The sequence below is a fragment of the Arthrobacter sp. PM3 genome (assembly GCF_003352915.1).
Classification (GTDB): Bacteria; Actinomycetota; Actinomycetes; order Actinomycetales; family Micrococcaceae; genus Arthrobacter.
Window position 1 is genome coordinate 840,596 of sequence record NZ_CP022314.1, and the last position, 24,904, is coordinate 865,499.

General features: G+C 68.5%; 22 protein-coding genes and 1 riboswitch. Of the genes, 11 read left to right on the forward strand and 11 right to left on the reverse strand.

Features of this window, described 5'->3' with window-relative positions; translation table 11 throughout:
* Positions 1 to 4: 4 nt before the first annotated feature.
* Entirely contained in the window at positions 5 to 2,098 is a 2,094-nt protein-coding gene (locus CFN17_RS19795; protein ID WP_222612658.1) for a chloride channel protein, read from the reverse strand.
* A 242-nt stretch (positions 2,099 to 2,340) separates the two neighbouring features.
* Between CFN17_RS19795 and CFN17_RS03980 the strand changes: the two genes are divergently transcribed.
* The 3 genes from CFN17_RS03980 to CFN17_RS03990 all read left to right on the forward strand — a co-directional run bounded on the left by CFN17_RS03980 (position 2,341) and on the right by CFN17_RS03990 (position 5,533).
* Positions 2,341 to 2,892, forward strand: coding sequence for a dihydrofolate reductase family protein (locus CFN17_RS03980; RefSeq protein ID WP_208750072.1), 552 nt, complete (start codon positions 2,341 to 2,343; stop codon positions 2,890 to 2,892).
* A gap of 72 nt (positions 2,893 to 2,964) precedes the next feature.
* Positions 2,965 to 3,588 (forward strand): LysE family transporter, encoded by a 624-nt coding sequence (locus tag CFN17_RS03985; RefSeq protein ID WP_208750073.1) that lies wholly within the window; start codon positions 2,965 to 2,967, stop codon positions 3,586 to 3,588.
* Positions 3,589 to 3,760: 172 nt separating this feature from the next.
* Complete coding sequence (locus tag CFN17_RS03990; protein WP_208750074.1) at positions 3,761 to 5,533, forward strand: HNH endonuclease signature motif containing protein; 1,773 nt, start codon at positions 3,761 to 3,763, stop codon at positions 5,531 to 5,533.
* A 72-nt stretch (positions 5,534 to 5,605) separates the two neighbouring features.
* On the opposite strand, the gene CFN17_RS03995 is transcribed toward CFN17_RS03990, so the two are convergent.
* The 6 genes from CFN17_RS03995 to CFN17_RS04020 form a co-directional block, all read right to left on the reverse strand.
* A complete protein-coding gene (locus tag CFN17_RS03995) occupies positions 5,606 to 7,171 on the reverse strand; it encodes a long-chain fatty acid--CoA ligase (RefSeq protein WP_208750075.1) in 1,566 nt (521 codons plus the stop codon).
* Between the two features lie 42 nt (positions 7,172 to 7,213).
* The gene (locus tag CFN17_RS04000) at positions 7,214 to 8,575 is read right to left on the reverse strand and encodes an MFS transporter (protein ID WP_208750076.1); all 1,362 of its coding nucleotides are present in this window, start codon (positions 8,573 to 8,575) and stop codon (positions 7,214 to 7,216) included.
* Between the two features lie 77 nt (positions 8,576 to 8,652).
* Positions 8,653 to 9,108, reverse strand: a complete 456-nt coding sequence (locus CFN17_RS04005; protein ID WP_208750077.1) for a MaoC family dehydratase — start codon at positions 9,106 to 9,108, stop codon at positions 8,653 to 8,655.
* A 69-nt stretch (positions 9,109 to 9,177) separates the two neighbouring features.
* The gene (locus tag CFN17_RS04010; protein ID WP_208751329.1) at positions 9,178 to 10,323 is read right to left on the reverse strand and encodes an acyl-CoA dehydrogenase family protein; all 1,146 of its coding nucleotides are present in this window, start codon (positions 10,321 to 10,323) and stop codon (positions 9,178 to 9,180) included.
* Positions 10,324 to 10,438: 115 nt separating this feature from the next.
* Entirely contained in the window at positions 10,439 to 11,332 is an 894-nt protein-coding gene (locus CFN17_RS04015) for an amidohydrolase family protein (RefSeq protein ID WP_208750078.1), read from the reverse strand.
* Position 11,333: 1 nt separating this feature from the next.
* A complete protein-coding gene (locus CFN17_RS04020; RefSeq protein WP_208750079.1) occupies positions 11,334 to 12,269 on the reverse strand; it encodes an SDR family NAD(P)-dependent oxidoreductase in 936 nt (311 codons plus the stop codon).
* A 138-nt stretch (positions 12,270 to 12,407) separates the two neighbouring features.
* Here CFN17_RS04020 and CFN17_RS04025 point away from each other — a divergent pair, with 138 nt between their 5' ends.
* The 4 genes from CFN17_RS04025 (at position 12,408) to pabB (ending at position 16,168) form a co-directional block, all read left to right on the forward strand.
* Positions 12,408 to 12,887, forward strand: coding sequence for a MarR family winged helix-turn-helix transcriptional regulator (locus tag CFN17_RS04025; protein ID WP_208750080.1), 480 nt, complete (start codon positions 12,408 to 12,410; stop codon positions 12,885 to 12,887).
* Between the two features lie 10 nt (positions 12,888 to 12,897).
* The gene (locus CFN17_RS04030) at positions 12,898 to 13,428 is read left to right on the forward strand and encodes an NUDIX domain-containing protein (RefSeq protein WP_208750081.1); all 531 of its coding nucleotides are present in this window, start codon (positions 12,898 to 12,900) and stop codon (positions 13,426 to 13,428) included.
* A gap of 86 nt (positions 13,429 to 13,514) precedes the next feature.
* A complete protein-coding gene (locus tag CFN17_RS04035; RefSeq protein ID WP_208750082.1) occupies positions 13,515 to 14,099 on the forward strand; it encodes a low molecular weight protein-tyrosine-phosphatase in 585 nt (194 codons plus the stop codon).
* The gene (pabB, locus tag CFN17_RS04040; protein ID WP_208750083.1) at positions 14,096 to 16,168 is read left to right on the forward strand and encodes an aminodeoxychorismate synthase component I; all 2,073 of its coding nucleotides are present in this window, start codon (positions 14,096 to 14,098) and stop codon (positions 16,166 to 16,168) included. Before CFN17_RS04035 ends, pabB begins: the two co-directional genes overlap by 4 nt.
* 17 nt (positions 16,169 to 16,185) lie before the next feature.
* Here the strand turns inward: pabB and cls are convergent, their stop codons facing one another.
* The gene (gene cls / locus CFN17_RS04045) at positions 16,186 to 17,661 is read right to left on the reverse strand and encodes a cardiolipin synthase (protein WP_208750084.1); all 1,476 of its coding nucleotides are present in this window, start codon (positions 17,659 to 17,661) and stop codon (positions 16,186 to 16,188) included.
* A 93-nt stretch (positions 17,662 to 17,754) separates the two neighbouring features.
* Here cls and CFN17_RS04050 point away from each other — a divergent pair, with 93 nt between their 5' ends.
* Entirely contained in the window at positions 17,755 to 18,723 is a 969-nt protein-coding gene (locus tag CFN17_RS04050) for an aminodeoxychorismate lyase (RefSeq protein ID WP_208750085.1), read from the forward strand.
* 90 nt (positions 18,724 to 18,813) lie between these two features.
* Here the strand turns inward: CFN17_RS04050 and CFN17_RS04055 are convergent, their stop codons facing one another.
* A complete protein-coding gene (locus CFN17_RS04055) occupies positions 18,814 to 19,767 on the reverse strand; it encodes a hypothetical protein (protein ID WP_208750086.1) in 954 nt (317 codons plus the stop codon).
* Positions 19,768 to 19,994: 227 nt separating this feature from the next.
* Positions 19,995 to 20,109: riboswitch (SAM riboswitch) on the forward strand.
* A gap of 12 nt (positions 20,110 to 20,121) precedes the next feature.
* On the opposite strand from CFN17_RS04055, the gene CFN17_RS04060 reads away from it, so the two are divergent.
* The 3 genes from CFN17_RS04060 to CFN17_RS04070 are packed head-to-tail and all read left to right on the forward strand — an operon-like array spanning position 20,122 to position 22,052.
* Positions 20,122 to 20,427 (forward strand): DUF1737 domain-containing protein, encoded by a 306-nt coding sequence (locus CFN17_RS04060; protein WP_261792353.1) that lies wholly within the window; start codon positions 20,122 to 20,124, stop codon positions 20,425 to 20,427.
* Entirely contained in the window at positions 20,424 to 20,843 is a 420-nt protein-coding gene (locus tag CFN17_RS04065; protein ID WP_208750087.1) for a rhodanese-like domain-containing protein, read from the forward strand. Before CFN17_RS04060 ends, CFN17_RS04065 begins: the two co-directional genes overlap by 4 nt.
* Positions 20,844 to 22,052 carry an O-succinylhomoserine sulfhydrylase gene (locus CFN17_RS04070; protein ID WP_208750088.1) on the forward strand — a complete coding sequence of 403 codons (1,209 nt, stop codon included), beginning with the start codon at positions 20,844 to 20,846 and terminating at the stop codon, positions 22,050 to 22,052.
* 8 nt (positions 22,053 to 22,060) lie between these two features.
* Here the strand turns inward: CFN17_RS04070 and CFN17_RS04075 are convergent, their stop codons facing one another.
* Positions 22,061 to 23,224 carry a glutamate--cysteine ligase gene (locus CFN17_RS04075; protein ID WP_208750089.1) on the reverse strand — a complete coding sequence of 388 codons (1,164 nt, stop codon included), beginning with the start codon at positions 23,222 to 23,224 and terminating at the stop codon, positions 22,061 to 22,063.
* A gap of 51 nt (positions 23,225 to 23,275) precedes the next feature.
* Positions 23,276 to 24,799, reverse strand: coding sequence for a UDP-N-acetylglucosamine 1-carboxyvinyltransferase (locus tag CFN17_RS04080; RefSeq protein WP_208750090.1), 1,524 nt, complete (start codon positions 24,797 to 24,799; stop codon positions 23,276 to 23,278).
* Positions 24,800 to 24,904: the final 105 nt, after the last annotated feature.

Consider the following 24,904-nt stretch of genomic DNA (forward strand, 5'->3'; position numbering starts at 1 on the left):
TCCTTCAGAGACTGTTGAAAGGGGTTATGGATGGGTTCCCGCGGGCCGCAGGAACCGGGGCGTCGGTGGATTGTTGGCTCAGCATCAGAATCGCGCCGGTCAGGAAGCACAGGGCTCCGACGAGTGTGCCGAGATTGGACAGTTCGGCGTTCCAGACATCGCCGCTCGACGGTATGACAAAGGCCGCGGCCGCCGAGATGCCGAACGCGACGGACCCGGCCATGTTGATCACGCCGATCTTCCACGGCCCGGGCCTCGGCCGGCCGGCGACGGCGCCGCGGCTTGCATCCCGCAACGCCGCCCAACTGGCAACGAGGAAGGCGATGGAGCCCAGGGCGTCAGGCCGCCACACCAACTGGTCGGTCGACGCCGCACTGAGGTTGACCCGCAGTGCGTTTGCCGTGCTCCAGTTGAACCACAGGGTGCCGGCAAGCTGGACGGCGCCAGCGAGCCAGACGAGATTCCGCGGCGCCCAGACCCAAAATGAGCGGCGCCGCGTGGCATTCCTGGCCGGGAGCGCGTCAACGGCTTCGCGGTACTGCAGGAACGCCGCGGACGTGAAGAACAGCGATCCGACGAAGAACGTGGCGGCACACAAGCGCAGTCCCACGGCCTCGGAGTATGCCGGCACAGCCCCCAGGGCAAACAGGCTCGAGCCAACAATGAACAGCCAGGCAATCCACCGGTCCCGTGTGGCCGGCGCGCCGGACCGCTCGAGCCCGGTTGCCCGGTCGGCCCCCGCGACCGCCCCGGGTTGGGCGTTGCCGGCTTCGCGTGGTGCCTCGGACGCCGCCGGGCCCGGGGGCGGGAGAATATTGGTGATCACGAAGGCGACCGCCACCGCCACCACCACCTGGGGTGTGACGGCCACCCCGTCCGTTCCCAGCAGCAGTGTGGCCAGCAGCGTCGACGTCAACGGCAGCCGCAGCATGGCCGCGCACATGGCCCCCATGCCCATGCCGATCCCGGCGGCGAGATTCATTCCGGGCAGCCCGCTCGCGGCAATCCCCAGCGCCGCGCCGATGAACATCGACGGGAACACCGGCCCGCCGCGAAATGCGCTGAGCGACAGCCCGTAGACCAAGGTCTTGCAGCCGATCAGCAGGATCAGCACCGTGAGCGAGTAGTGTGCGGCGTGTTCGACCAGTTCCGGAAGGGCATCCTGGCCCGAGAACAGCACCTGTGTGAAGCTGTTACCGGAGATCAGCTGGTACGCCATCGCGGTGAGGCCGATCAGCAAGCCGAGCGCAGAGGTCACCAATACCCGGTTCAGGTGAACCACCGGACGAAGCGACAACGCGACCCAGCGGATCAACCACCCCAACAGTGCGCCCGCCACGCCCATGACCACGGCCCACGCCAGCGTCGCCACGGTCGGCGGCACCGCAGGCGGCACTACCGGCAGCGCCAGCGAGAAGCTGCCCAGCCCGGTCCAGCCGTCCAGGCCGACGAACACCAGCGCCCCGACGCCGGAAGCGAGGAGTCCGGGCAGGGCCACGAGGCTCAGCGTCATTCCCCCGATTCCGGCGGCTTCCATGATCAGGAAAGCACCGAGTACGGGAGACCCGAGCAAGGTGCTGATCGCGGCGAAGCTGCCAGCCGATGCCATGATGGTCAGTGCCATCGGCGGGGCATCCTTCTTCACCAAATGCACTGCCAGCGCCCCGAGGCCGCCACCGATGGCGATCAGCGGCGCTTCGGGCCCGAGCACCGCCCCCAGGCTGAGTGTTGTCAGCGCCGCGAGAGCGATGCCCACGAGCTCCCGGCCGCTGGGCGGACCGCCGCCGGTCTTGAATCCGAAGGCAGGTGAGTGGCCCCCGTTGCCCGGCAGATACCGGATGGTCAGCGCCGTCAGCAGACCGCACAGCACCAACCATGGAACGGGCCACCAGGCCGGGGCGGGCCCACCGAGGACTTGGTTCGGCAGCCCGTCGAAGAGGAAGCGCTGGACCGTGGCGACGAAAGCGAGGAAACCGTAAGCAATGGCCGAGATGGGAACGCCCAGGACGGCCGCCAGCACGAGCGCGGCGATGTACGGCCTGGAACGGATCACGGCGACCGGGTCGATACTTGGCGACGACGCGGCAGGCCCGCTCATCCCCGGCAACCCCGACAGTTGAGCATCCCTTCTCCTTCCGCCGGCCGTCCGCCGGACGGCGCGAGCCTTGGTGAGGTCCCACAAGCGAGAGAGGCGGTCAATCAGATGTTCTTCAAGCTAGCCCTGCCAGGCGGGGCAGTCGTCACCCGATGCGGGTGAAAGGACAGTTTCCTCACCTGCCATTCCCTGGCTCCGAATCTGCCGATAGGGTGCACTGAAAGACACCCCCGTAAGGAGAACCCATGCGCAAAGTGACGGCCGGCCTTTTCTGCTCCGTGGACGGGGTGGTGGAAGACCCGTTCCTGTGGCAGTTCGACAGTTTCGACGCCGAACTGGGCGCCGGGATGGGCGAGATGATGGGCCGGATCGATACCGGGCTCCTGGGCCGCGTCGGGTACCAGCAGTGGGCTGACTACTGGCCGAACGCCGAGAGCGACGCCGACTTCGGGGCCTTCATCAACGCGCTGCCGAAGTTTGTCGCCTCCCGGACCCTGACCGGGGAGCTGGACTGGCGGAATTCCCGCCTGATCGAGGGGCCGCTGGAGGACTTCGTGGCAGCCCTGAAGAACAGCGACGGCGGCGAAATCGGCGTCTTCAGCAGCATTTCCCTGGTCCGCCAGCTCCTGTTCGCCGGCCTGCTGGACACCCTGATGCTGATCGTCCATCCGGTGGTCGCCGGCAGCGGCCGGCGCCTCTTCAACGACGGCGACCCGCTGACCCGGCTGGTGCTGCAGGAGTCCCAGGAGACCAGCAAGGGCAACATGATCCTCAGTTACGGCGTCCGCCCGGACTGACCCCCGAGGGACGCCGGGCTGGCCCCGGACGCCTGGTCCCGCAGGGTCCGGCCGGAACCGTAAACTTGACGGGTGCAACCCTCCCTTTGGCTGGCCTTGGCCGGCGCCGGCGTCCTGATCAGCTTCACTCCCGGTGCGGGCGCCATCAACACCATGAGCAACTCGCTGAACTCCGGGTTCCGGCGTTCCATCTGGGGCATCCTCGGCCAGCAGGCCGCCCTCGTGGTGCACATTCTGATCGTGGCCCTCGGCGTCGGCGTGCTCGTGGCGAGCTCGCCGGTCGCGTTCAACGTGATCCGCTACGCCGGCGCGGCGTACCTCGTCTATCTGGGTGTCCGGCAGTTCCTGCACAAACCGGACCTCGACCAGGAGAAGGCCGCCGCCCTGCGCAACGAACCGGCCTTTTCCATGTTCCGCCGCGGCCTCTGGGTCAACCTGCTCAACCCCAAGGCCGTGGTGTTCTTCCTGGCCTTCATGCCGCAATTCATCCGGCCCGAACAGCCGCTGCTGCCGCAGTACGCAGTCCTGTCCGCCACCGTGATCGTGATCGACATCCTGGTCATGTGGTTCTTCTTCGCGGCGGCGGCCAGGTCCTTCCAGCGCTTCACCCATCATGCCCGCGGACAACGGATCCTGAACCGGACGTTCGGCGTGCTCTTCGTCGGCGTCGGCGTCCTGCTGGCTTCGATCCACTAGGCGTCGCTAACGCGCAGACTCAGCCGCTTACCGCTACCGCAGACTCAGCCGCTTACCGAAACCTCAGAGGCCAGGGCTACCTAAGCGACGTCGTCAGGGTGAGAGTCAGTGTCGGGGGAAGTAGGGCTTCAGTTCCATCATTATTGTCAGACCCCCTTGCGAGACTGGGGGTATGGAAAGCAGAGCGGCTTTTAGTCGGGCAGCCTGGAGTGCGGAGTGCGGGGAGGCGTTGGCGGCTGTCGCCGCGTCTGTTGCCGCGCTGGCTGCCCTTGCCGGCGGGGCCGCTTCGTCCGGTGCGGATGTCGATTCGGCCGGTGCTGCTGAGCCCGGGGTGGATCCGTTGCGGGATTTCGCGGATGGCTGCCTGGACGGGTTGGCGTTGGTGGCGCGGGTGGAGGCAGGGGTGGCGGCGTTGAAGGTGCGCCTGGCCGCCGATTACGTGCAGGCCGCCGGGTACCTGGCCGGCCCGGCGGCATCGGCGCGGGAGGCGACGGCGCGGGAGATGGCCGTGGTCGCGGAGGTCGCGGGCGTCCTGACCGTGAGCGAACGGACCGCCGGAGCGTTGCTGTCGGACGCCCTCGCGCTGACGGGGTCGTTGCCGTTGACGTTGGCGGCGTTGCAGGCCGGGTCGGTGTCCTGGCAGCATGCCCGGATCATGGTTGATGAGGCGGCGAATCTGGACCTGGCGGGGGCGGCCGGGCTGGAGGCGCATTTCCTGGACCCTGCCGCTCCGGATCCGGCGCGGGGCTGCCCGGCCGGGGACCTGGTCCCGGGCCGGTTCCGGGCCAAGGCGCGCACCTGGCGCGAACGCCACCACCCGGAGAGCATCGAGGCCCGCCACGCCACGGGGGTGGCGGAGCGGCGGGTGGAGTTCGTCCCGGACCGGGACGGCATGGCCTGGCTCTCGGCCCGGCTCCCGGCCGATGTTGCGGCCGGGATCTGGGAACGGACCACGGCCGCGGCCCGGGCGCTGCAGGGCCCGGGCGAGTCCCGGACCCTGGCCCAGCTCCGCGCCGACGTCACCGCCACCTGGCTCCTCACCACCAACCCCGGCACGGGCGGCGGGACGGGCGCGGGAAGCGATGCCGCCGTCCCCGCCGGCAACACTGGCGGCGATGGAATGACCCGGGCCGCCGGCGTAGGCGGCGCCGGCACCGGAAACGCGGGAGTCGCCGGCGACGGGACCGGCGGCACTGGCGGGGGTGTTCCGTCGCCGCGGGCGCAGGTCCTGGTCACGGTCCCGGTGATGGCGCTGCTGGGCGCCACGGAGGAACCGGCCATGCTGGACGGGTACGGGCCGGTCCCGCCCTCGATGGCCCGCCGGCTGGTCGCCGACGGCGCCAATTCGTTCCACCGGGTCCTGGTCGACCCCCGCGACGGGGCGCCGCTGGAAATCGGGCGTACCAGTTACCGGGTCACGAAGGCGATGCGGCAGTGGCTGCGGCTGCGCGACGGCAGATGTTCGTTCCCGGGCTGTAATAACCCGTCGCTGGATAACGAGGCCGATCACCTGCTGGCCTGGGCCGACGGCGGGACCACCGGGGTGGCGAATCTGGCCCAGCCCTGCCCGAAACACCACCGGCTCAAACACAACTCCACCTGGACACCCGCCGCCGCCAGCGCGGAGCACCCGCCGGGCTGGACCTCACCGGCCGGACGCCACTACGCCAGCGAACACCCCGACTGGGAACCACCCCGCTGGCCCGAAAATCTCCTGTGCGCAGATCCATTCCCGGACCCCGGCCCGGACCCTGACGCCGCCCTGCCCCCGGACCCCTTCCCCGAATGGGACCAGTTCCCCGACTGGGAACACTTCACCGCCGCGCATCCATGGCCTCCGGCGGACACAGACAATCCGGACTGGCCAACGGCCCCCGACACCCCCCATTCCGGAAGCCATCGGGCTTCGCTACGTGTAATCGGGGCGTGTCTGACCAACCATTGATCCGTTGTTGAGCGTCCCTACACAGCATCCGGAAGCAATTACTCCGCCCCCTGGGGTCCTCCTGCGTGAACCCTAGACGTGGCCGGGTTCCAGCTTCCGCAGGTCGGCCTTGCGGATCTTCCCGCTCGCGGTCCGGGGCATCTCCGCAACAAAGACCACAGATTTAGGGATCTTGTACCGTGCGAGCCGGCCCTCCAGGTGGGAGCGCAGCTGCTCCTCCGTGAGCCGGGCCCCTTCCCGCAGCAACACTACGGCCCGCGGCACCTCGCCCCATTTCTCGTCCGGCACACCGATCACCGCAACACTGCCGACGGCCTCGAGCTCGGCGATGGCCTGCTCCACCTCGGCCGGGTAGATGTTTTCCCCGCCGGAAATGATCATGTCCTTAAGCCGGTCGGAGATGAACACGAAACCCTCAGGGTCCTTGTAGCCCATGTCACCGGACTTGAACCAGCCGTCCGGCGTGTAGGACTCCGCCGAGGCCTCGGGCCGGTTCCAGTACTGGTGGATGACGTTGGGTCCTTTGATCTGGATCTCCCCCACCGTTCCGGCTGCGGCCGGCCCGGCATCCGGCTCAACAGGATCGGCCACCCGGACATCGGTGAAGAAATGGGGCAGCCCCGAGGATCCGGCCTTGTCCCGGGACCGGGCCGCCGGCAGGGTGGTGGCGCCCGGGGCGGTCTCGGTCATTCCGTAGCCGTTGGAGAAGCGCAGCCCGCGCCGTTCGTAGGCTTCCAGGACCCGCATGGGCACCGCGGAACCGCCGCAGGTCAGTTTGTTCAGCGAACTGAGGTCCGTGGCGTCCCAGGCGGCGTGCTCGCACAGCATTTGGTAGGTGGTGGGCACTCCGCTGATGGTCGTGGCCCGGTGCCGTTCGATCAGCTCCAATGTCCGGCGGGGATCGAACTTGGCCTCCAGGACCACGGTGCCGCCTTTAAGGAGCGTGGGCAGGACGCCCATGTCCAGGGAGGCCACGTGGAACATTGGCGAGATCATGAGGGCCACGTCGGTGGCGGCGAAGTCGAAGTCGACCAGCACGTTGACGCAGTTCCACGTGATGTTGCCGTGCGTCAGCAGCGCCCCCTTGGGATTGCCCGTGGTACCGGAGGTGTAAAGGATCATGGCGGGATCGTCCAGGCCCACGGGCTCATCCGGCGGCTGGACCGCACCGGAGGCAATCACGGCCTCAAACGTTTCCGCGGACCCGGCGCCGCCGGAATCCCCGGCGCCGGCAGCGCCGCCGGCGTCGACGACGACGATCCGCACCGCCGCCGTGCCCTCCGCACCGCGCTCTGCGAGCTCCGCGAGCGCCGCCGCGTGGATCAGCACGACGGCGCCGCTGTCCCGAAGCTGGAACTGGATTTCGGGCGGCGCGAGCCGGGTGTTGAGCGGGACGAAGATCGCCCCGGCGAGCCCGGCGGCGAAAAGGGTCTCCAGAAAGGAGGGATCGTTCTCCCCGAGATAGGCCACGCGATCACCCTTGGCCACGCCCCGGTCGCGGAGGGCGTTCGCGAGCCGGGTGGACCGGTCCGCGAGTTCGGCGTAGCTCAGTTCCCTGTCCCCTGTGATAACGGCGGTCTTGGTCCCCGACTTCGGGCGGCGCCGTTGCAGCCACGAGCCGATGCCAAAATTCTCCACGGCAAATCCTTTCTAGTTAGACGGTAGCGCCTGCGGGACCGGTTAGGACCCGACCGTGCGAAGATCGTTGTTCTTGGGCTCGCGCGTCAGCAGGATGAATACGATCGACACCACTGACATGCCGGCCAGGTACCAGACCACGGCGGCGGTGTCCTGTCCGGAATCCTTGAAGATCTGCGCGACGATGCCCGGGGTGAAGCCCGCCCCGAGAAGGGTGGCGAGCTGGTAGCCCAGGGAGGCGCCGGTGTACCGGGACGTCGTGCCGAACTGTTCGGACACGAACGCGGCGAGCGGGCCGAACAGGGTGGAGTGGATCATCAGGCCTACCGCGAAGGCCACGAAGATCAGGCCGATGTTGTTCGAGGACAGGAGCTGGAACATCGGGGTGAGGTACACGATGAAGAGCACCAGGCCGCCGATCATCACGGGCCTCCGGCCGAGCTTGTCCGAGAGCCGACCGCCCATGACCACGAACGCGATGGACACGAACGAGGCTGCCGCGAAGGCGTAGAGGACGCCCTGCCGGTCGGCGCCCTTGGACACGGCGTAAGTCACGGAGAACGTCGCCAGCACCACCTGCAGCGCAAAGCCTGCCGCGCCGGCCAGCATGGTGAAAATCAATGTCTTGGGCCGGCGCAGGACCTGCAGGAGGGGAAACTCACGACGGCGGGCGGCGCCGTGCGTGGTCTGTTCGGTCTTTTCCTGTTCGGCTTGCTCCTGTTCCAGCGCCGCCTTGAAGATGGGGCTTTCGGCAACCTTGAGCCGGACGAACATGCCCACGCCCAGCAGGACGAAGGACAGCAGGAACGGCACGCGCCAGCCCCAGGCCAGGAACTGGTCATTGGGCAGAGCGGCGAAAGCCCCCATCACCAGGGTGCCCAGCACCGCGCCTGTGGGCGCACCGGCGTTGACGAACGAGGCCGCGAAGCCGCGTTTGCCTGATTCCGAGTGTTCCAGCGCCATGAGGGCGGCGCCGCCCCATTCCCCGCCGACGGCAATGCCCTGGCAGACGCGCAGGATCACGAGCATCACGGCGCCCCACGCCCCGGCCACCGCGGCGCCGGGGACCAGGCCGATCAGGGTGGACGCGATGCCCATGACCAGCATCGAGATGATCAGCATGTTCTTGCGGCCCAGCCTGTCACCGAAGTGGCCGAAGATGATGCCGCCCAAGGGCCGCGCCACGTAGCCGGCGGCAAACGTCCCGTAGGCGGCCACAACCCCCACCCACTCGTCCATGCCGGAGAAGAACACCTTGGGAAAGACCACAGCGGCGGCCGTGGCGTAGAGCAGGAAGTCGTAATACTCGATGGTGCTGCCCAGATAGCTGGAGGCAATCACGGTCCGTGCTTCACGGCGACGCGTGCCCGCGTCCATGGCCTGCAACTGCGAAATTTGGGACATCGTTGTTCCTTTTATGCAGAGGGATGGGGGTGGCCGAAGCGGCCTGTTTGTAAAAAGGACTTACTTGTAGAAGCGGGCTACTTGTAGAAGCGGGCGAGGAACTCGGCCACGACGGCGGGACGCTCCTGGCCCTCGATTTCGATCGTGTTGGAGACCTTGATCTGGGCGCCGCCCTTGACCTCGGTCACCTCGGCGATGGTGGCCCGCATCCGGATCCGCGAACCCACTGTGACCGGGGAGGTGAAGCGGACCTTGTCGAGGCCGTAGTTGACCTTGGTGGTGACGCCGTCGACGTCGAACAGCTCGCCCCAGAACGGGATGATGAGCGAGAGGGTGAGGAAGCCGTGGGCGATCGGGGCGCCGAACGGGCCGTCCTTGGCCCGTTCCGGGTCCACGTGGATCCACTGGTCATCGCCGGTGGCGTCGGCGAATTTGTTGATCTGTTCCTGGGTGATTTCCCGGTAGTCGGTGACGCCGAGGTCGGTGCCGGCGAGGGTGAGCAGTTTGTCGAAGTCGACAACAAGGTTGGGCATTTGTGGCTCCTGTGGTGGGTGATGGATGAGGTACGACGGCGGGACGCGCCGGGGCGCGCGCCTGCGCCGTTAGCGGGTGAAGGCGCTGTGGCCGGTGAGGGCGCGGCCGACGATGAGGGCATTGATTTCGTGGGTGCCCTCGTAGGAGTAGACGGCCTCGGCGTCGGCATGGAACCGCGCGACGTCTGATTCAAGGGTGATGCCGTTGCCGCCCGCCACTTCGCGGGCCAGCGCCACGGTCTCTCGCATGAGGAGGGAAGTCTGCATCTTCGCCAGGGCGGAGTCCTGGTCCCGGTAGATGCCCTTGGCCTGCTGCTCGGTCAGCCGGACGACGAGGGACAGGGCCGAGGTCACGTTGCCGAGCATCCGGGCGAGTTTCTCCTGCACGAGCTGGAAGGACCCCAGGGGGCGGCCGAACTGCTCCCGCTGCGCAACGTAGCGGCAGGCGGCCTCGAACGCACCGGCGGCCATGCCGGTGGCGATCCAGGCGACATCGGAGCGCATGGCCCGCAGCATCGCGGCGACGTCCCGGAAGGAGTTGACGTTGTGCAGCCGCATCGACTCCGGAACGCGCACCTCCTCGAGGGTGATGTGTGCGTTCTGCATCATCCGCAGGGCGGTCTTGCCATGGATCTTCTGCAGCGTCACGCCGGCGGCCTGGCGGTCCACGAGGAACGCTTTGACCTGCCCGTCGGCCTCATCGCGGGCGAACACGGCCAGGACGTCGGCCGTGGCGGCTCCGCCGATCCAGCGCTTGGCGCCGTTGATGACCCACGAGTCGCCTTCCCGGCGGGCGCTCGTGGCGAGTCCGCCGGCAATGTCCGAGCCGGATTCGGGTTCGGTCAGCGAGAAGACGCCCCTGAGCGAAAAGTCAATGACCCTTGGCATCCACTCGGCCTGCTGGTCCGGAGAGGCGCCGACCCGGATAGCGGTCCGGAACAGCCCTGCCTGGGCCGTGTACCAGGTGGCCAAGGACGCATCGGTCCGGGCGAGCTCGAAAATCCGGAAGCCTTGGTAGATGCCCCTGGCGGCCGGACCTGCCCCCGGGGCTCCGGTCAGGTCGGCCGGCTCCATGAGGTCCAGGTCGATCAGCGGCCGGGCCAGCTGGTCCGGGAATTCGCCGCGCTCCCAGTAGTCGGCGAGCAGCGGCCGGGCCTGTTCGTCCAGGAAGGTGCGCAGCCGGCCCAGGACCCGGCGTTCCGCGGGGGTGAGCAGGGATTCGGCGTCGTAAAAGTCACAGGCGCCGTAAAGGCGTTCCTGCGCAGTATCGACGGCAGTACCGGCAGCGGTCTCGGCGCGGTCGACAGCGACGGCGGTATCGGGATTCACCTCAGCCCTCCAGTCCGAGCAGGCGTACGGCGTTGTCCTTGAGGATCTTGGGCCGGCCTTCGTCCTTGAGCGGCAGGTCAGCGAACGCGCCCAGCCATTTCTGCGGGGTGATCAGCGGGAAGTCGGTGCCGAACAACACCTTGTCCTGGAGGTAGGAGTTGGAGGCCTTCACGAGCGACTCCGGGAAGTACTTCGGGGACCAGCCGGAGAGGTCGATGAAGACGTTGGACTTGTGGGTGGCGATCGAGTTGGCCTCGTCCTGCCACGGCACCGAGGGGTGGGCCATGATGATCTGCAGGCCGGGGAAGTCGGCAGCCACGGCGTCGAGCAGGAGCGGGTTGGAGTAGGCCAGCTTGATGCCGTACCCGCCGGGGAGCCCGGCGCCCATGCCGTTCTGGCCTGTGTGGAAGATGGCGGGAAGTCCCAGTTCCTGCAGCGTTTCCCAGAGCGGGTAGAACTGCTCGGCGGAGGGGTCGAAGCCCTGCAGGCTGGGGTGGAATTTGAAGCCGCGGGCACCCAGTTCCAGGGCCTGGTGTTTGGCTCCTGCGATTGCGTCCTCCCCGGTGCGGGGGTCCACGCTGCCGAACGGGATCAGGACGTCGTTGTTCCTTGCCGCCCCGGCGATGAGCTCGGGGATGCTGTTGGGCTCGTGCCTGAGCTGGGTGCGGGCGTCGACAGTGAAGACGACGGCGGCCATGTTCAGTTCCCGGTACACCTCGGCGATGCGGTCCAGGGTGGGCGTCCGGTCCTCGGCCTTGAAGTACTTCGCCGACGCTTCGGTGAGGGCTTCCGGGAGGGATCCGTGCCCGCAGCTGTCCACTTCGAGGTGGACGTGCATGTCGATCGCGTCCAGCGTGGCGGCATTGATGCCCGATTCATAGCGCTGCGCGGCCATGTCAGCGGACCTCGGCCGGTTCGGGCGTCAGGTCCGCGGGCAGCGGCAGGAAGTCCTCACCCACGCCCTGCAGCTTGTCGCCGAAGAGCGCCCCGAAGTTCTCCACGAGGTCCGCATAGCCCCAGCCGCCCTCGCGGTACTCGGTAGCGGCGGCCTCCGGATGGGTCCACACCTGCAGCCGGTCACCGCCGGCGCCGATCGCCTGGCCGGTGACGCCGGCAGCGGCGTCGGAGGCGAGGAACGCCACGAGGCCGGCGACGTCGTCGGCCGTGCCGAACCCGAGATCGTGGCGGAAGAAGGCCGGCATGGCCTCGCCGCGCTCGTCCGCTTCGACAGCCTTCTGGAAGTACGGCACGGTCTTGGTCATGGCGGTGGCGGCGACCGGGATGACGGCGTTGGCGGTGACGCCGGCCTTCTTCATCTCCAGCGCCCAGGTGCGGACCATGCCCACGATTCCGGCCTTGGCGGCGGCGTAGTTGGTCTGGCCGAAGTTGCCGCGCTGGCCGGTCGGTGAACCGATGGTGATGATGCGGCCGGGAACGCCGTGCTCCTTGAAGTAGGCGAAGGCCTCCCGGGCGCAGGTGAAGGTGCCGCGGAGGTGGACGTTGATCACGGCGTCGAAATCCTCGTCCGTCATCTTCAGCAGGCTCTTGTCCCGCAGGATGCCCGCGTTGGTGACCAGGATGTCCAGCCGGCCGAACTCCGTGACGGCCGCCTGCACAAGCTGTTTGGCCACCTCGGAACTGCCCACGGGGGCGACGACGGCGGCGGCCCGGCCGCCGTCGGACTGGATGGTGCGGACCGCCTCCGCGGCCACCCCGGCGTCGACGTCGTTGATGACGACCGCGGCACCCTGGCGGGCCAGTTCCCGGGCGTAGGCCAGGCCCAGGCCCCGGCCGCTTCCGGTGACGACCGCTACTTTTCCTGTCAGGCTCATTGCCGCTCCTTTGCTAGCTGCCTTGCTGTTGTCTACTTTGTGCATCCTGCCCCGCGGCGTGGGATGCTGTTCTGCATCCATGAAAATATGGATAGTTGAGAATGTCAATGATTTATTTTTTGGACTATTGGAGTGGGCATGGCGACCGAACTAGACGCACAGCCGGGCACGGAGCCGGCCGGGAAGCTCATGGCGGCGACGATCAGCCGGGATGCCGGCTTCCTCCTGGCCAAACTGCACGCCGCCGGCTCGGTCCTGAACAACCGCGCCCTGGCCGGATTCGACCTGAAGGAGCGCTCGTACTCGGTGCTGGCGCTGGCCAACAGCGGGCTGGAACCGACCCAGCGCGAGATGGCGGAGTTCCTCAGCCTGGATCCCAGCCAGATCGTGGCCCTCATTGACGAACTGGAGAAGCGCGGGCTGGTGCTGCGCGCCCCCGGGAAGCAGGACCGGCGCGCCAAGATCGTCTCGGCAACAGCGGAAGGCGCGGCCGTCTTCCGCCAGGCCGAAGCCGCGGCGCGCGCGGCGGAGGCTGCCGCCCTGGCCGGCCTCAGCGAAGCCGAAGTCGCGGCGCTCAAAACCCTGCTGAGGAAGGCGCTGTGGGGGTCGGCGGACTAGGCTCGGGGCCATGACCGTTCGGAGCGCCGGGATACTGCTGTACCGGCTGGGCAGTGCAGCAACACCGGGAACTGCGGCAGGACCGGGCACTGCAGCGGGGCTGGAGGTCTGGATTGCCCATATGGGCGGACCGTTCTGGGCCCGCAAGGACGCGCACGCCTGGTCCGTCCCCAAAGGCGAGTACGGCGAGGACGAGGACCCGTTCACGGCCGCGCAGCGCGAGTTCGCCGAGGAAATGGGCATCCCCGCGCCCACCGCGGACTACGTGGAGCTCGGCACCTTCCGGCAGCCTTCCGGAAAGCTGATCACGGTCTTCGCGGCCGAGGCGGATTTCCAGCCGGACGAGATTGTGAGCAACACCTTTGCGCTGGAATGGCCGAAGGGCTCGGGCGTCATCCGCAGCTTCCCGGAGATCGACGACGCGCGGTGGGCCACGGAGCAGGACGCCCGGACCCGGCTGGTCAAAGGCCAGCTGCCGGTCCTTGATGCGCTCATCCGGCACCTGGGGCGCGGCCCCGACGCCGCGGACGGCCCGGCATGACAAAACGTGAATGATGTTTGACATATTTTGTAACACGGCAGCGCTTTCCGCTAGCCAAGAGGCCCGTCGATCGTTCATGCTTAGCTATGACCTCAATGTCGAGCCAGTACCGGATCATCGCCGTGTGCACCGGAAATATCTGCCGGTCCCCGATGGCCGAGCTCATGCTGGCGGAGGCATTCCGGGCCGGGCACCTGACCCGGGCGGTCGTGGATTCCGCAGGCACCACGGCGTATGAGGCCGGCCGGCCCATCGATCCGCGGGCCGCGCGCAAACTCACGGCGCAGAACATCGCCTCGGACGGCCACGTGGCGCGGGAATGGCGGCCCGAGTGGTTCCGCACCCGCGAGCTGATCCTGGCCCTCGACGTCGACCACTACGGCTGGCTCCGGCAGGCGGCACCGGACCGTGACTCGCTGGCAAAAATCCGCATGCTCCGCAGTTTCGACCCCGCGGTCGCGGACAGGGACCCGCTGGAGCAGGGTATCGAGGACCCCTGGTACGGCGGCCACACCGACTTCGACTCCACCTGGAACCTCATCCTCGCCGCCGTCCCCGGGATCGTGGAGTACGTCCGCGCCGAGATCCGGCGTCGGGACGGTGAAAGCAGCACGGGACTGGGCAGCACGGGACAGGGCTACACAGGGCAGCGGGTACGCTCTATTTCATGAGCCCCGCACCCGTCATCATCGCAATCGACGGGCGGTCCGGCTCCGGCAAGACCACCCTGGCCATCGAACTGGCGGCACGGCTCCGGGAGCACCGCAAGGTCTCGCTCTTCCACCTCGAGGACATCTATCCCGGCTGGAACGGGCTCGCGGCGGGGATCGACCGCTACGTCACCACCGTGCTGTCGCCGCTGCGTCGCGGCGAGACCGCTGAGTGGGTCAGCTGGGACTGGGAGCGGCACTACGACGGCGAGGTCCGCACCACACGCCCGGCCGACGTCGTCCTGGTGGAGGGTGTCGGCGCCGCTGCCGCCGCCGCCCGCCCCATGCTGGATGCCGTGATCTGGGCGGACTCCCCGGACGCCGACCGCCGCGCCCGCGCACTGGCCCGGGACGGTGAAACCTATGAACCTTTCTGGGACCAGTGGGCGGCGCAGGAAGCGCAGTGGCTGGCCGCCGACGACGTCCCGGCCCGCGCCGACGTGCACGTGCTCAACCGGGCGGACGGCGCCGCCCCGGACGATGTCCTGCACGCCCTGCAGTACCTTCCCGGCGTCGGGCCCGCCCTGCTGCCCGAGCTCACCGCCCGGGGCGGCCTGGCGTTGCGGGCCGAACGGGTCGACGCCGCGCCGGATGCCGCCCGGCTGTTCGAGGCGCTTTTTGGCGGCTCCGGCAACGCCGTCTGGCTCGACTCCTCGCTGGACCCGGCGGGCCTGGCCCCGGAGGCCGCCGAACGCAGCCGCTTCAGCATTCTGGCCGACGACGGCGGCTGCTTTGGCCAGGCAATCCGGCACAGTTCCGGACGGACCCGCGTCAGCGCCGGCCAGGCCACGGTCACCACGGACGGCCCGTTTTTCCGCTGGCTCGACGGCGTCTGGGGCCACGAAGTGCTCCGCGCCCCGGAGGACTACCCGTGCGGCTTCACCCTGGGCTGGCTCGGCTACCTCGGCTACGAACTCAAGCGCGAAACCGGCGGCAGTGACGTCGCCGCGGCCACCCCGGATGCCTGCCTGATCTTCGCCGGCCGGGCCGTCGTCCTGGACCACGCCGAGGGCGCGGCCTGGCTGCTGGCCCTGGACACGGCCGACGCCGGAGACTGGCTGGCGGCAGCCCGCGCGGCCGTGGCCGCGACGGCTTCCGGCGCTGCAGCGCCTCGCAGCACAGCAGCGTCAGGCTCCCCCGTCGCTGCCCCGTCATTCACCGCCCCTTCCTTCACTGCCAGGGATGCCGAGGCCGGCTACAAGGCCAAGGTCGCCGAGGCCCAGCGGGAAATCGCCGAGGGCAACACCTACGAAGTCTGCCTGACCACCGCGCTCACCGCTGCCGCCCCCGCGGGCACCGGCGGCCTGGACCCGTGGCAGACCTATCTGGAGCTGCGGCGCCGCAACCCGGCCCCGTTCGCCAGCTACCTGCGGTTCGGCGGCCTGGCGGTGGCGAGCACGTCGCCGGAACGGTTCCTGCAGATCGCCGGCGACGGCAGGATGCGGGCCGAGCCGATCAAGGGCACCCGCCGCCGCGATGCGGACCCGGGCGTGGACGCGGCCCTGCGGCAGGATTTGGCGTCCTCGCCCAAGGACCGGGCCGAGAACATCATGATCGTGGACCTGCTGCGCAACGACCTCAGCCACTTCGCCGTCCCGGGGTCGGTGGCGGTCAGCCGGCTGTGCGCGATCGAGAGCTACGCCACCGTGCACCAGATGGTGAGCACCATCGACGCCCGGCTGCGCCCCGGCATGCCGCGGGCCGAGGCCGTCGCTGCCTGTTTCCCGGCCGGCTCGATGACCGGCGCACCGAAGGTCAGCACCATGGCCATCCTGGACCGGCTTGAGGCCGCGCCGCGGGGCGCGTACTCCGGGGCGATCGGCTACTTCTCGCTCAACGGCGCCGCCGACCTCGCCGTGGCGATCCGGACCCTGGTGGTCCGTGACCTCGGTGACGGCACCGCGGAACTGAGCCTCGGCGTCGGCGGCGCCGTCACCGCCGATTCGTCGCCGCAGGAGGAGTACGAGGAAATCCGGACCAAGGCCTTTGGGGTCCTGTCGGCGCTCGGGACCGGGTTCCCGCCCGGCTGACCCCGCCGGCAGCGCCCTTACTGAAGAGTCGCCGTCAGCCGCGCCACGTTGTCCACATATTTGACCTTCATGGGCCGCTTCATCCAGTCGTCCAGCACAAGTTCGTGCGAGATGCTGCGGTATGTGTCCTCCACGGCCCGGATCCGCTGGACGATGTCCTCACCGAGGAGCATCACGGAGACCTCGAGGTTCAGCGAGAAGGAGCGCATGTCCATGTTGCTGGACCCCAGCACGGCAACCTCGTCGTCGATCGTGAAGTGCTTGGCGTGCAGCACAAAGGGCGCCTTGTAGAGATAGATCCGCACCCCGGCCTCGAGCAGGGCCTCGTAGTAGGACTGCTGGGCGTGGTGGACCAGGAACTGGTCGCCCTTTTCCGAGACGAAGAGTTCCACATCGACCCCGCGCTGCGCCGCCGTCGTCACCGCATAGAGCAGCGAGTCGTCGGGGACGAAGTAGGGGCTGCACAGCGAGATCCTGTGCTGCGCGGAGTAGATGAGCGTGTTGAAGAGCCGCAGATTGTTCTCGGTGCTGAATCCGGGGCCGCTGGGGACTACCTGGGCCGTGACGTTTCCGGGATGCGGCTCCGGCCGGTGCCCCAGCTGCTCTTCGAGGGACTCGTCGGTTTCGCTGAGCCAGTCGGTCGCGAAGACCACATTCAGGGTGGTGACGATCGGTCCGCGCAGGCAGGCCATGAGCTCGACCCATTCGCGGCCCACCTTGCGGTGCTTGGGGTTGTTGTAGGAGGGCTCGATCAGGTTCTGGGATCCGGTGAAGGCGATTTCGCCGTCGATCACCATGATCTTGCGGTGGTTGCGCAGGTCGGGACGGCGCCACTGGCCATGCACGGGACGCAGCGGCAGCATCGGCCGCCAGCGGATCTTGCTGGCCTTGAGCCGGTCCGTCAGCCGGCGGTAGCCCTTGATCCGGAGCGATCCGAGGTGGTCAAAGAGGACACGGACCTCCACGCCGCGCTCCGCCGCGTCCTCCATCGCGGTCAGCAGGTCATCAGTGACGTGGTCCGAGCTCATGATGTAGAACTCGGCGTTGACGAACCATTTGGCGCCCCGGACCGCCTCGGTCATCGCCTTGATGGAGTCGGGATAGCCGGGCAGCAGCTCGACGCTGTTGCCGTCCACCATGGGCAGCGATCCCAGCGTCTTGTTCAGTTCCGAGGCGGAGGCCACCCATTCGGGTCCGGCGTAGCGGCTTTCATCGGCCTGCAGTTCCGACGTCCCCGCCCGGATGCGGGTGTTGACCGCCTCCTGCTGGGCACGGCGGCGTCGGGAAAGCCGGAAGTTCCCGAACAGCAGGAACAGCAGAAGGCCGATAGTGGGCACAATGAAGATGCACAGCAGCCAGGCCATCGCGGTGGTGGGCCGCCGGTTTCCGGGGATGATGCCCAGGACCAGCACGCGGATGGCCAGGTCGATCACGGACAGGATCAGGACCGCCCAGGACGGAAGTGTCTCCGCCAGCGGAAATGGCCACAGCACAGGCGAACCCCTCAACCTCCAGGCCCGCGGAACCGTTCCGGAACGGGCAACGAGCAAATCCTATCCCGGGACCGGCGGGACTAAGCTGGAGCCATGACCTCTCCCGCCTCTGTGCCTGCGTCCGCGACCGTCCTGGTCTTCCTCGACCCGGCGTTCGACGGCGGCCGCGTGGCTGATGCGTCCAAGCCGCAGCTGATGGCCACGGACCTCGGCGCCACCCGCGGCGACGGTGTTTTCGAATCGCTGCTTGCCGTGGGCGGCCGGCCCCGCAAGATCCAGGCCCACCTGAACCGGCTGGCCGGTTCGGCCCGCCTCCTGGACCTGGACATCCCCGCCGAGGACGCCTGGCGGCGTGCGGTGGACACCGCGATCAGCGAATACCGGCGCCAGGATCCTGCCGTGGCCGCGGCGGGCGGCGCGGCAGAGGACGAGGTTGTCGTGAAGCTGCTCGTCACCCGCGGACCGGAAGGCGCCGCAGCCCCCACCTGCTGGGTGCAGGCCTCCGCCCCCGGGACGGCGGGCCGCCGGCAGCGCGAGTCGGGGCTCGATGTCATCCTGCTGGACCGCGGCTACGACAGCGAGGTCGGCGAACGCGCCCCCTGGCTGCTGCTCGGCGCCAAGACCCTCTCCTACGCCGTGAACATGGCGGCGCTGCGTTACGCCCAACAGCACGGGGCGGACGATGTCATCTTCACGTCGGCGGACGGCCGGGTGCTGGAGGGACCTACGTCGACCGTCCTGCTGGCGCACCTGGAAACCACGGACGACGGCGCGGGCGGCGTCCGCACGGTCCGCCGGCTCATCACGCCGCAGCTGGACAGCGGCATCCTGCCGGGCACCTCCCAGGGGGCCCTGTTCACCGCCGCCAAGGCGGCCGGCTGGGAGCTGGGCTACGGCCCGTTGGAACCGAAGGACCTGCTGGATGCCGACGCCGTCTGGCTGATCTCCAGCATCCGGCTCCTGGCGCCCGTGAACCACATCGACGGCCAGGAAATCGGGACGCCGGAACTGCGCCGGCAGCTCACGGCCGAGCTCAACGCCCTCTTCGCCACGATCGAATAGTTCTCCCCTCCCGACAGGCAACGCGGGGTCAGATACAGCCCATTCCGGGGTCCGGGATGGGCGCTATCTGACCCCGCGTTGCTGTTTCGCTCAGCCCAGGGCGTCCGCGGGCACTGCGGGGCTGCGGCGGAAGGATGCCGGGTTGAACGCCGGCAGCATGAAGGTGGCCAGCACGGCGTCGAGCAGTTCCGGAGCCCACCGGCTGTTCTCCCCCAGCGTCGCGCACACGCCCAGCACCACGGGGGTGCCGTCGGCACGGCGCCGGATCTGGACCTGAACCGGCCCGGTCAGGCCGAGCGTGCGGACGGCCGCCAGCCCGAGCTTGCGCACATCCCCGGCCTCACCGGCAGGGACCCTGCGGGCCACCTCGTCGGTTCCGGGCCGCCCGTACGGGGTTTTGGTCTTTTCCAGGACCACGGCCGCCGGCGCCATCGCGTTGCGGGCCGGGGTGCCGAAGACCAGGGCGACGTAGTCGCTGCCCGGGATGAATTCCTGGACCAGCTGGCCGGAGGGCATGTTCTTCCAGTTCACGGAGGCCGTCCCGGCCAGCAGATGGACAGCGCGGGAGCCTTTGAAGACCCGGGGTTTGACGACGACCGGCCCGTTGAGACCCGCCAGTGAGGCCGGCGCGGCGGCGAGGTCGCCCGGGACGGCGAAGCGCGGGACAGGGACACCGGCTGCGTGCAGGGCCCATGCGGTGAAGAGGTGGTCATTGGCCAAAGCCACCGCGTCGGGGTCGCCGACAATGATCCGCACGTCCGGGCCGAATCCGGCGCGGGCAGCGGCCAGCACCGGGAGTTCGACGCTGAGGGTCGGGATGATGACGTTGATGGCTTCCCGGTCCACCAGCCGGCGCAGGTCCAGGACCATGTCCGGATCCGTCGCCGGCAGAAGTTTGACCGCCGCCGCCTGGGCGTCCCCGGACTGGCGGGTGATGGCGCGGGCGTCGGAGCCCAGGCAGGGGATGCCGCGCGCGGCAAGCTGGGCCGCGACGGCCATGCCAGCGGCGCCTGCAATGCCGGTAACCAGTATGCGCGGGCCCACGGTGACTCCATTCCGTCGTAGTTTGATTGCCTCAGCAGTTCCCCAGTACTCCGATTCACCCAGTACACTGCGCTTCCCCCCGGCGGGCACGAGTGGGCAGTACCCGAAACTGGAGCGCGCTACTACTTGGCCGCAGCCACGGCGTGGGCACTGCGGCGGCGGCCCGGTTACGGAACATGACGACGGCGGCACTGCGTGCCGGCGTCGTAAGTGTTACGTTCTTGGGGAGTAATGAGAACCGGTGGCAAGCCCTGACTGGCCGGTCGGCAACCCTCCCTTTCGCGGCGGGGTGCCTCAGGTGAATACTCGGCATATCGACCATTCGAGCTGCAAGCGTGAAAGAGGAGATCCGTCGTGCCTGACATATCCGCACCCGCTGTACCCGGTACAGCATCCGCCAGCGAGGAGAAGCTGGCCTACCGCCTGTTTACCGGCGCCGATGACCGCGCCTTCTGCGAGCGGGTGTCTGCAGCCCTGGCCGAGGGCTATGTCCTGCACGGAAGCCCCGCCGCCACGTTCAACGGCAGCACCGTCATCGTGGCGCAGGCGCTGGTCCTGCCGTCGGCGATTGCGAGCGCGGACGCCGCCGTGGCCAACGCCGTCGATGACCTCGACACCGGCGAGTTCGGCGAGGAAGAAGCCTTCGAGGGCCACGCATGAGCTACGCCGGAGACCTCAGCCCGGACCAGGCATGGGCCAGGCTCGAAGCGGGCGCCATCCTGGTGGATGTCCGGACCGAGGCCGAGTGGGCGCACATCGGCGTCCCGGACACAGCGGCCGCAGGCACTGGGCGCAACGATCCGCTCTTCATCCAGTGGAACCTCTCCGGCGGCCTGCCGAACCCGCACTTCGTCGAAGAGCTCCGGCGGCAGGCCCCGGAGGACACCGGCGTCGAACTGTTGTTCCTGTGCCGTTCCGGCGCCCGGTCGATCGCCGCCGCGACGGCCGCCACGCAGGCCGGCTACACCTCATACAACGTCCTCGAGGGCTTCGAAGGCGAAACTGACCGCTTTGGCGACCGCACCGTCAACGGCTGGAAGAACCGCGGCCTGCCCACCAACCTTGGAAAGAATTAAGTGACCTTCAATCCTGACGCCGCCGGATGGGCGGCCGACACCCAGGCTGTCCGTGGCGGCCTTGACCGCACCGGTTTCCAGGAAACGGCCGAGCCGATCTTCCTCAACTCAGGATTCGTCTACGAGTCCGCGGCCGCCGCAGAGCGCGCCTTCACCGGGGAGGACGAACGCTTCGTCTACTCCCGCTACGGCAACCCTTCGGTCGCGACATTCCAGGAGCGGCTCCGGCTGCTGGAAGGCACCGAGGCGTGTTTTGCGACGGCGTCCGGCATGTCCGCCGTGTTCACCGCCCTCGGCGCGCTGCTGGCGGCGGGCGACCGGGTGGTCGCCGCCCGCTCGCTCTTCGGCTCCTGCTTCGTGATCCTCAACGAGATCCTGCCGCGCTGGGGTGTCGAGACGGTCTTCGTGGACGGCCCGGACCTGGACCAGTGGTGCGCCGCGCTGTCCGCGCCGACCACGGCGGTCTTCTTCGAGTCGCCGTCGAACCCGATGCAGGAAATCGTGGACATCGCCGCCGTGAGCGAGCTGGCCCACGCCGCCGGCGCCACCGTGGTGGTGGACAACGTCTTCGCGACGCCGCTGCTGCAGCGTTGCGGGGACCTCGGCGCGGACGTGATCGTCTACTCCGGCACCAAGCACATCGACGGCCAGGGCCGGGTGCTTGGCGGGGCCATTCTGGGCAGCAAGGAATTCATCGACGGGCCTGTCAAGCAGCTCATGCGGCACACCGGACCGTCGCTGTCCGCGTTCAACGCCTGGGTCCTGACCAAGGGCCTGGAGACCATGGCCCTGCGCGTCAGCCACTCCTCCGCCTCCGCCCTGCGCCTGGCCGAATGGCTTGAAGAGCAGCCCGCGGTCAGTTGGGTGAAGTACCCGCTGCTGAAGTCCCACCCGCAGTATGAGCTCGCCGCGAAGCAGATGAAGGCCGGTGGCACGGTGCTCACTCTGGAGCTGTCGCCCTCCCCCGGGCGCACCGCCAAGGAGGCCGCCTTCGCGCTCCTGGATGCGCTGCGGATCATCGACATCTCCAACAACCTCGGCGATTCGAAGTCCCTCATCACGCACCCGGCCACCACGACACACCGGGCCATGGGCCCGGAGGGCCGCGCGGCAATCGGGCTCAGCGACGGCGTCGTGCGCCTGTCGGTGGGACTGGAGGATGTCGAGGACCTGATCCGCGACCTCGGGCAGGCGCTCAAACAGGTCTAGGGAAGCGGTCAGCCCCGGAAGGCGGCGTCCGGTTCGCCGGTGACGGCGCCCTGCATGGTCACTTCGACGGCCCGTTCGACGACGCCGGCCAGGCCGCCTTCCCGGAACGGTGCCCGCTGCAGTTGCGAACCCGTGCCCTCCGCCAGGATCCGTTCGACGCCCTCGCGCGCCAGTTCCAGCTCGCCCTGCTCTTCCAGCACGGGTGCCACGAAGTCCACCAGTGCCCGGACGACGTCCGCGGCCGGGGCAGGGGTGAACGTTCCGAAGTCCAGGAGCTGCCCGCGCAGCCCGCAGTTGCTGGCCTGCCATGCGGCCATCCGCAACAGCAGCGTGGGCACGGGGGCGGGATCGACGCCGTCGTTCCATTCCCGCGCCGCCGACTCCACCAGGGCACGGACCAGCACGGAGATCAGCGCCGCATCCTCAGCCCGCAGGCAGACATCGGCGACCCTGACCTCAACCGTGGGATGCAGCCGGGCCAGCCGCGCATCGAAGTAAATCATGCCCTCATCCATCAGGACGCCGCTTTCCACCAGCCGGGTCACCACCCGCCGGTAGACCGGAAGACTGCCGAAAATCATGGTGGGGCCCGATCCCGGCCAGCGGTTCCACGCCTGGGTGCGGTAGCTTTCGAACCCTGTTTCCGCGCCGTTCCAGTACGGGGAATTCGCGCTGAGGGCGATCAGCACGGCGAGTTTGTCCCGGATCCGGTCCATGACGGCCACGCCCTCCTCCGGGGACTCCACATAGGTGTGGACGTGGAGGCCGCAGGTCAGCTGGTTGCGCACCGTAAGCCCGAAGCGTTCCTGCATGGTCTGGTACCGCTGCTTCGGGGTCAGGTGCGTGGCGGCGCCCTGGGGCGAGGTGGCCAGGGCGGCGACCCGGCCCCCGTGCACCCGGGCGGCGCCGTCCGCCAGCCCGCGGCCCTTCCTGAGCTGCCGGAGAAGTTCCGTGTAATCCAGGCACGGCCGGGTCTGGGTCTCAATCTGCTCAAGCTTGAGCTCGTAGCTGAAGTCGGCTTCCGCGTGCACCGGCCGCTGCGACGGGCCGACGCCGGTGACGTCCTTCCCCGGCGGGAGGAGGCCGGGCAGCATGAGATCGGCGAGGGCAAGCAGCCGGCCCGATTCAGGGTCGACGATCAGCAGTTCTTCCTCCGCGCCGAAGGTTCGCATGACTCTATTGTGCGTCAGGATCTCCCGACACGCGCTACCCCCGACACCGGGTCAGTCCTGGAAGTACTCGATCTTCGCGCCGATGGTGTTGAGGCGCTCGGCCAGATCCTCGTAGCCGCGCTCGATGACGTAGATGTTCCGCAGTTCAGAGACGCCGCGGGCCGCGAGCATGGCCAGCAGCAGGCAGGCGGCGGGACGGAGGGCCGGCGGGCAGCCCACCTCGGCGGCGCGCCACTTGCTGGGCCCGTTGACGTAGATCCGGTGCGGATCCAGCAGCTGCACCTGGGCGCCCAGCTTGTTCAGCTCGGTCAGGTAGATGGCCCGGTTCTCGTACACCCAGTCATGGATCATGGTCTGGCCGTGGGCGTTGGCGGCGATCACCGCGAAGAACGGCAGGTTGTCGATGTTCAGTCCCGGGAAGGGCATCGGGTGGATTTTGTCCTCCGGCGCCCGCAGTTCCGAAGGCTTGGTGGTGACATCCACCAGGCGGGTGCGGCCGTTGCGGGCAAAATACTCCCCCGACACCTCGAGCCGCTGGCCCATCTGCTCCAGGGTGGCGAGTTCGATTTCCATGAACTCGATCGGGACGCGGCGGATGGTGACTTCGGAGTTGGTCACGATGCCGGCGGTGATGAGGCTCATTGCCTCGATCGGGTCCTCGGAGGGGAAGTATTCGATGTCGACGTCGATCGACGGGCGGCCGGTGATCTTCAGCGTGGTGGTGCCGACGCCGTCGATTTCCACGCCGAGCATCTGCAGGTAGAAGCAGAGGTCCTGCACCATATAGTTGGGGCTGGCGTTGCGGATGATGGTGGTGCCGCGGCGGTGTGCGGCGGCCATGATGGCGTTCTCGGTGACCGTGTCACCGCGTTCGCTCAGCACGAAGGAGCGGTCGTAACTGTCCGACGGCGGCGCCTGGACAGCGTAGAAACCCGACTTCGCCTCGACGCTGAGGCCGAACTGGCGCAGCGCCTGCATGTGCGGCTGCACGGTGCGGGTGCCGAGGTCGCAGCCCCCGGCGTAGGGCAGCCGGTAGGTGCCGGCTTCATCCAGCAACGGACCCAGGAGCATGATCACGCTGCGGGTGCGGCGGGCGGCCTCCACGTCCATGGAGTCCAGGTCCAGGACCTCGGGGCGGCGGATCTGGAGGTCGTTGGCGTTGAGCCAGGTGCATTCGACGCCGATGCTGGTAAGCACCTCCACGATCCGGTTGACTTCTTCAATCCGGGCCAGGCGGCGCAACGTGGTGGTGCCCCGGTTGATGAGGCTGGCGCACAGGAGTGCGACGCCGGCGTTCTTGCTGCTGTTGACGTCCACCGCACCGGAGAGCGTCCGTGCGCCTTCGACCCGCAGGTGGGTCATCTGGGGCCGGCCCACGTTGACGATGCTGTGCCCGACGATCGTCTCCAAACGCTGGATCATTTTCAGGCTCAGGTTCTGCTTGCCCTGTTCCATCCGGGCGATCGCACTCTGGCTGGTGCCGAGCTCGGCGGCGAGTTGTCCCTGGGTCCAGCCTTTCGCGCCGCGCGCTTCGCGGAGCAGCAGGCCTACGTGTTCAGCAGTCGGTTGCGTCATGTCCCGAAAATATCACGGATGATTTATTAACTCGGGACATCCGCGCCGGAATGCCGTGAATGTCACACGCATACCCGCACCATGCGATAAACGGTGGGGCGTGCC

What these genes read in the sequence shown, in the direction of transcription:
- CFN17_RS04025 (WP_208750080.1), top strand. Translation starts at nt 12,408, where the DNA reads ATGGCGACCGAACTAGACGCACAGCCGGGCACGGAGCCGGCCGGGAAG.
- CFN17_RS04000 (WP_208750076.1), bottom strand. Translation starts at nt 8,575, where the DNA reads ATGTCCCAAATTTCGCAGTTGCAGGCCATGGACGCGGGCACGCGTCGC.
- CFN17_RS04065 (WP_208750087.1), top strand. Translation starts at nt 20,424, where the DNA reads ATGAGCTACGCCGGAGACCTCAGCCCGGACCAGGCATGGGCCAGGCTC.
- CFN17_RS04075 (WP_208750089.1), bottom strand. Translation starts at nt 23,224, where the DNA reads ATGCGAACCTTCGGCGCGGAGGAAGAACTGCTGATCGTCGACCCTGAA.
- CFN17_RS04005 (WP_208750077.1), bottom strand. Translation starts at nt 9,108, where the DNA reads ATGCCCAACCTTGTTGTCGACTTCGACAAACTGCTCACCCTCGCCGGC.
- CFN17_RS04080 (WP_208750090.1), bottom strand. Translation starts at nt 24,799, where the DNA reads ATGACGCAACCGACTGCTGAACACGTAGGCCTGCTGCTCCGCGAAGCG.
- pabB (WP_208750083.1), top strand. Translation starts at nt 14,096, where the DNA reads ATGAGCCCCGCACCCGTCATCATCGCAATCGACGGGCGGTCCGGCTCC.
- CFN17_RS03980 (WP_208750072.1), top strand. Translation starts at nt 2,341, where the DNA reads ATGCGCAAAGTGACGGCCGGCCTTTTCTGCTCCGTGGACGGGGTGGTG.
- CFN17_RS04030 (WP_208750081.1), top strand. Translation starts at nt 12,898, where the DNA reads ATGACCGTTCGGAGCGCCGGGATACTGCTGTACCGGCTGGGCAGTGCA.
- CFN17_RS04015 (WP_208750078.1), bottom strand. Translation starts at nt 11,332, where the DNA reads ATGGCCGCGCAGCGCTATGAATCGGGCATCAATGCCGCCACGCTGGAC.
- CFN17_RS03990 (WP_208750074.1), top strand. Translation starts at nt 3,761, where the DNA reads ATGGAAAGCAGAGCGGCTTTTAGTCGGGCAGCCTGGAGTGCGGAGTGC.
- CFN17_RS19795 (WP_222612658.1), bottom strand. Translation starts at nt 2,098, where the DNA reads ATGAGCGGGCCTGCCGCGTCGTCGCCAAGTATCGACCCGGTCGCCGTG.
- CFN17_RS04035 (WP_208750082.1), top strand. Translation starts at nt 13,515, where the DNA reads ATGACCTCAATGTCGAGCCAGTACCGGATCATCGCCGTGTGCACCGGA.
- CFN17_RS04020 (WP_208750079.1), bottom strand. Translation starts at nt 12,269, where the DNA reads ATGAGCCTGACAGGAAAAGTAGCGGTCGTCACCGGAAGCGGCCGGGGC.
- CFN17_RS04050 (WP_208750085.1), top strand. Translation starts at nt 17,755, where the DNA reads ATGACCTCTCCCGCCTCTGTGCCTGCGTCCGCGACCGTCCTGGTCTTC.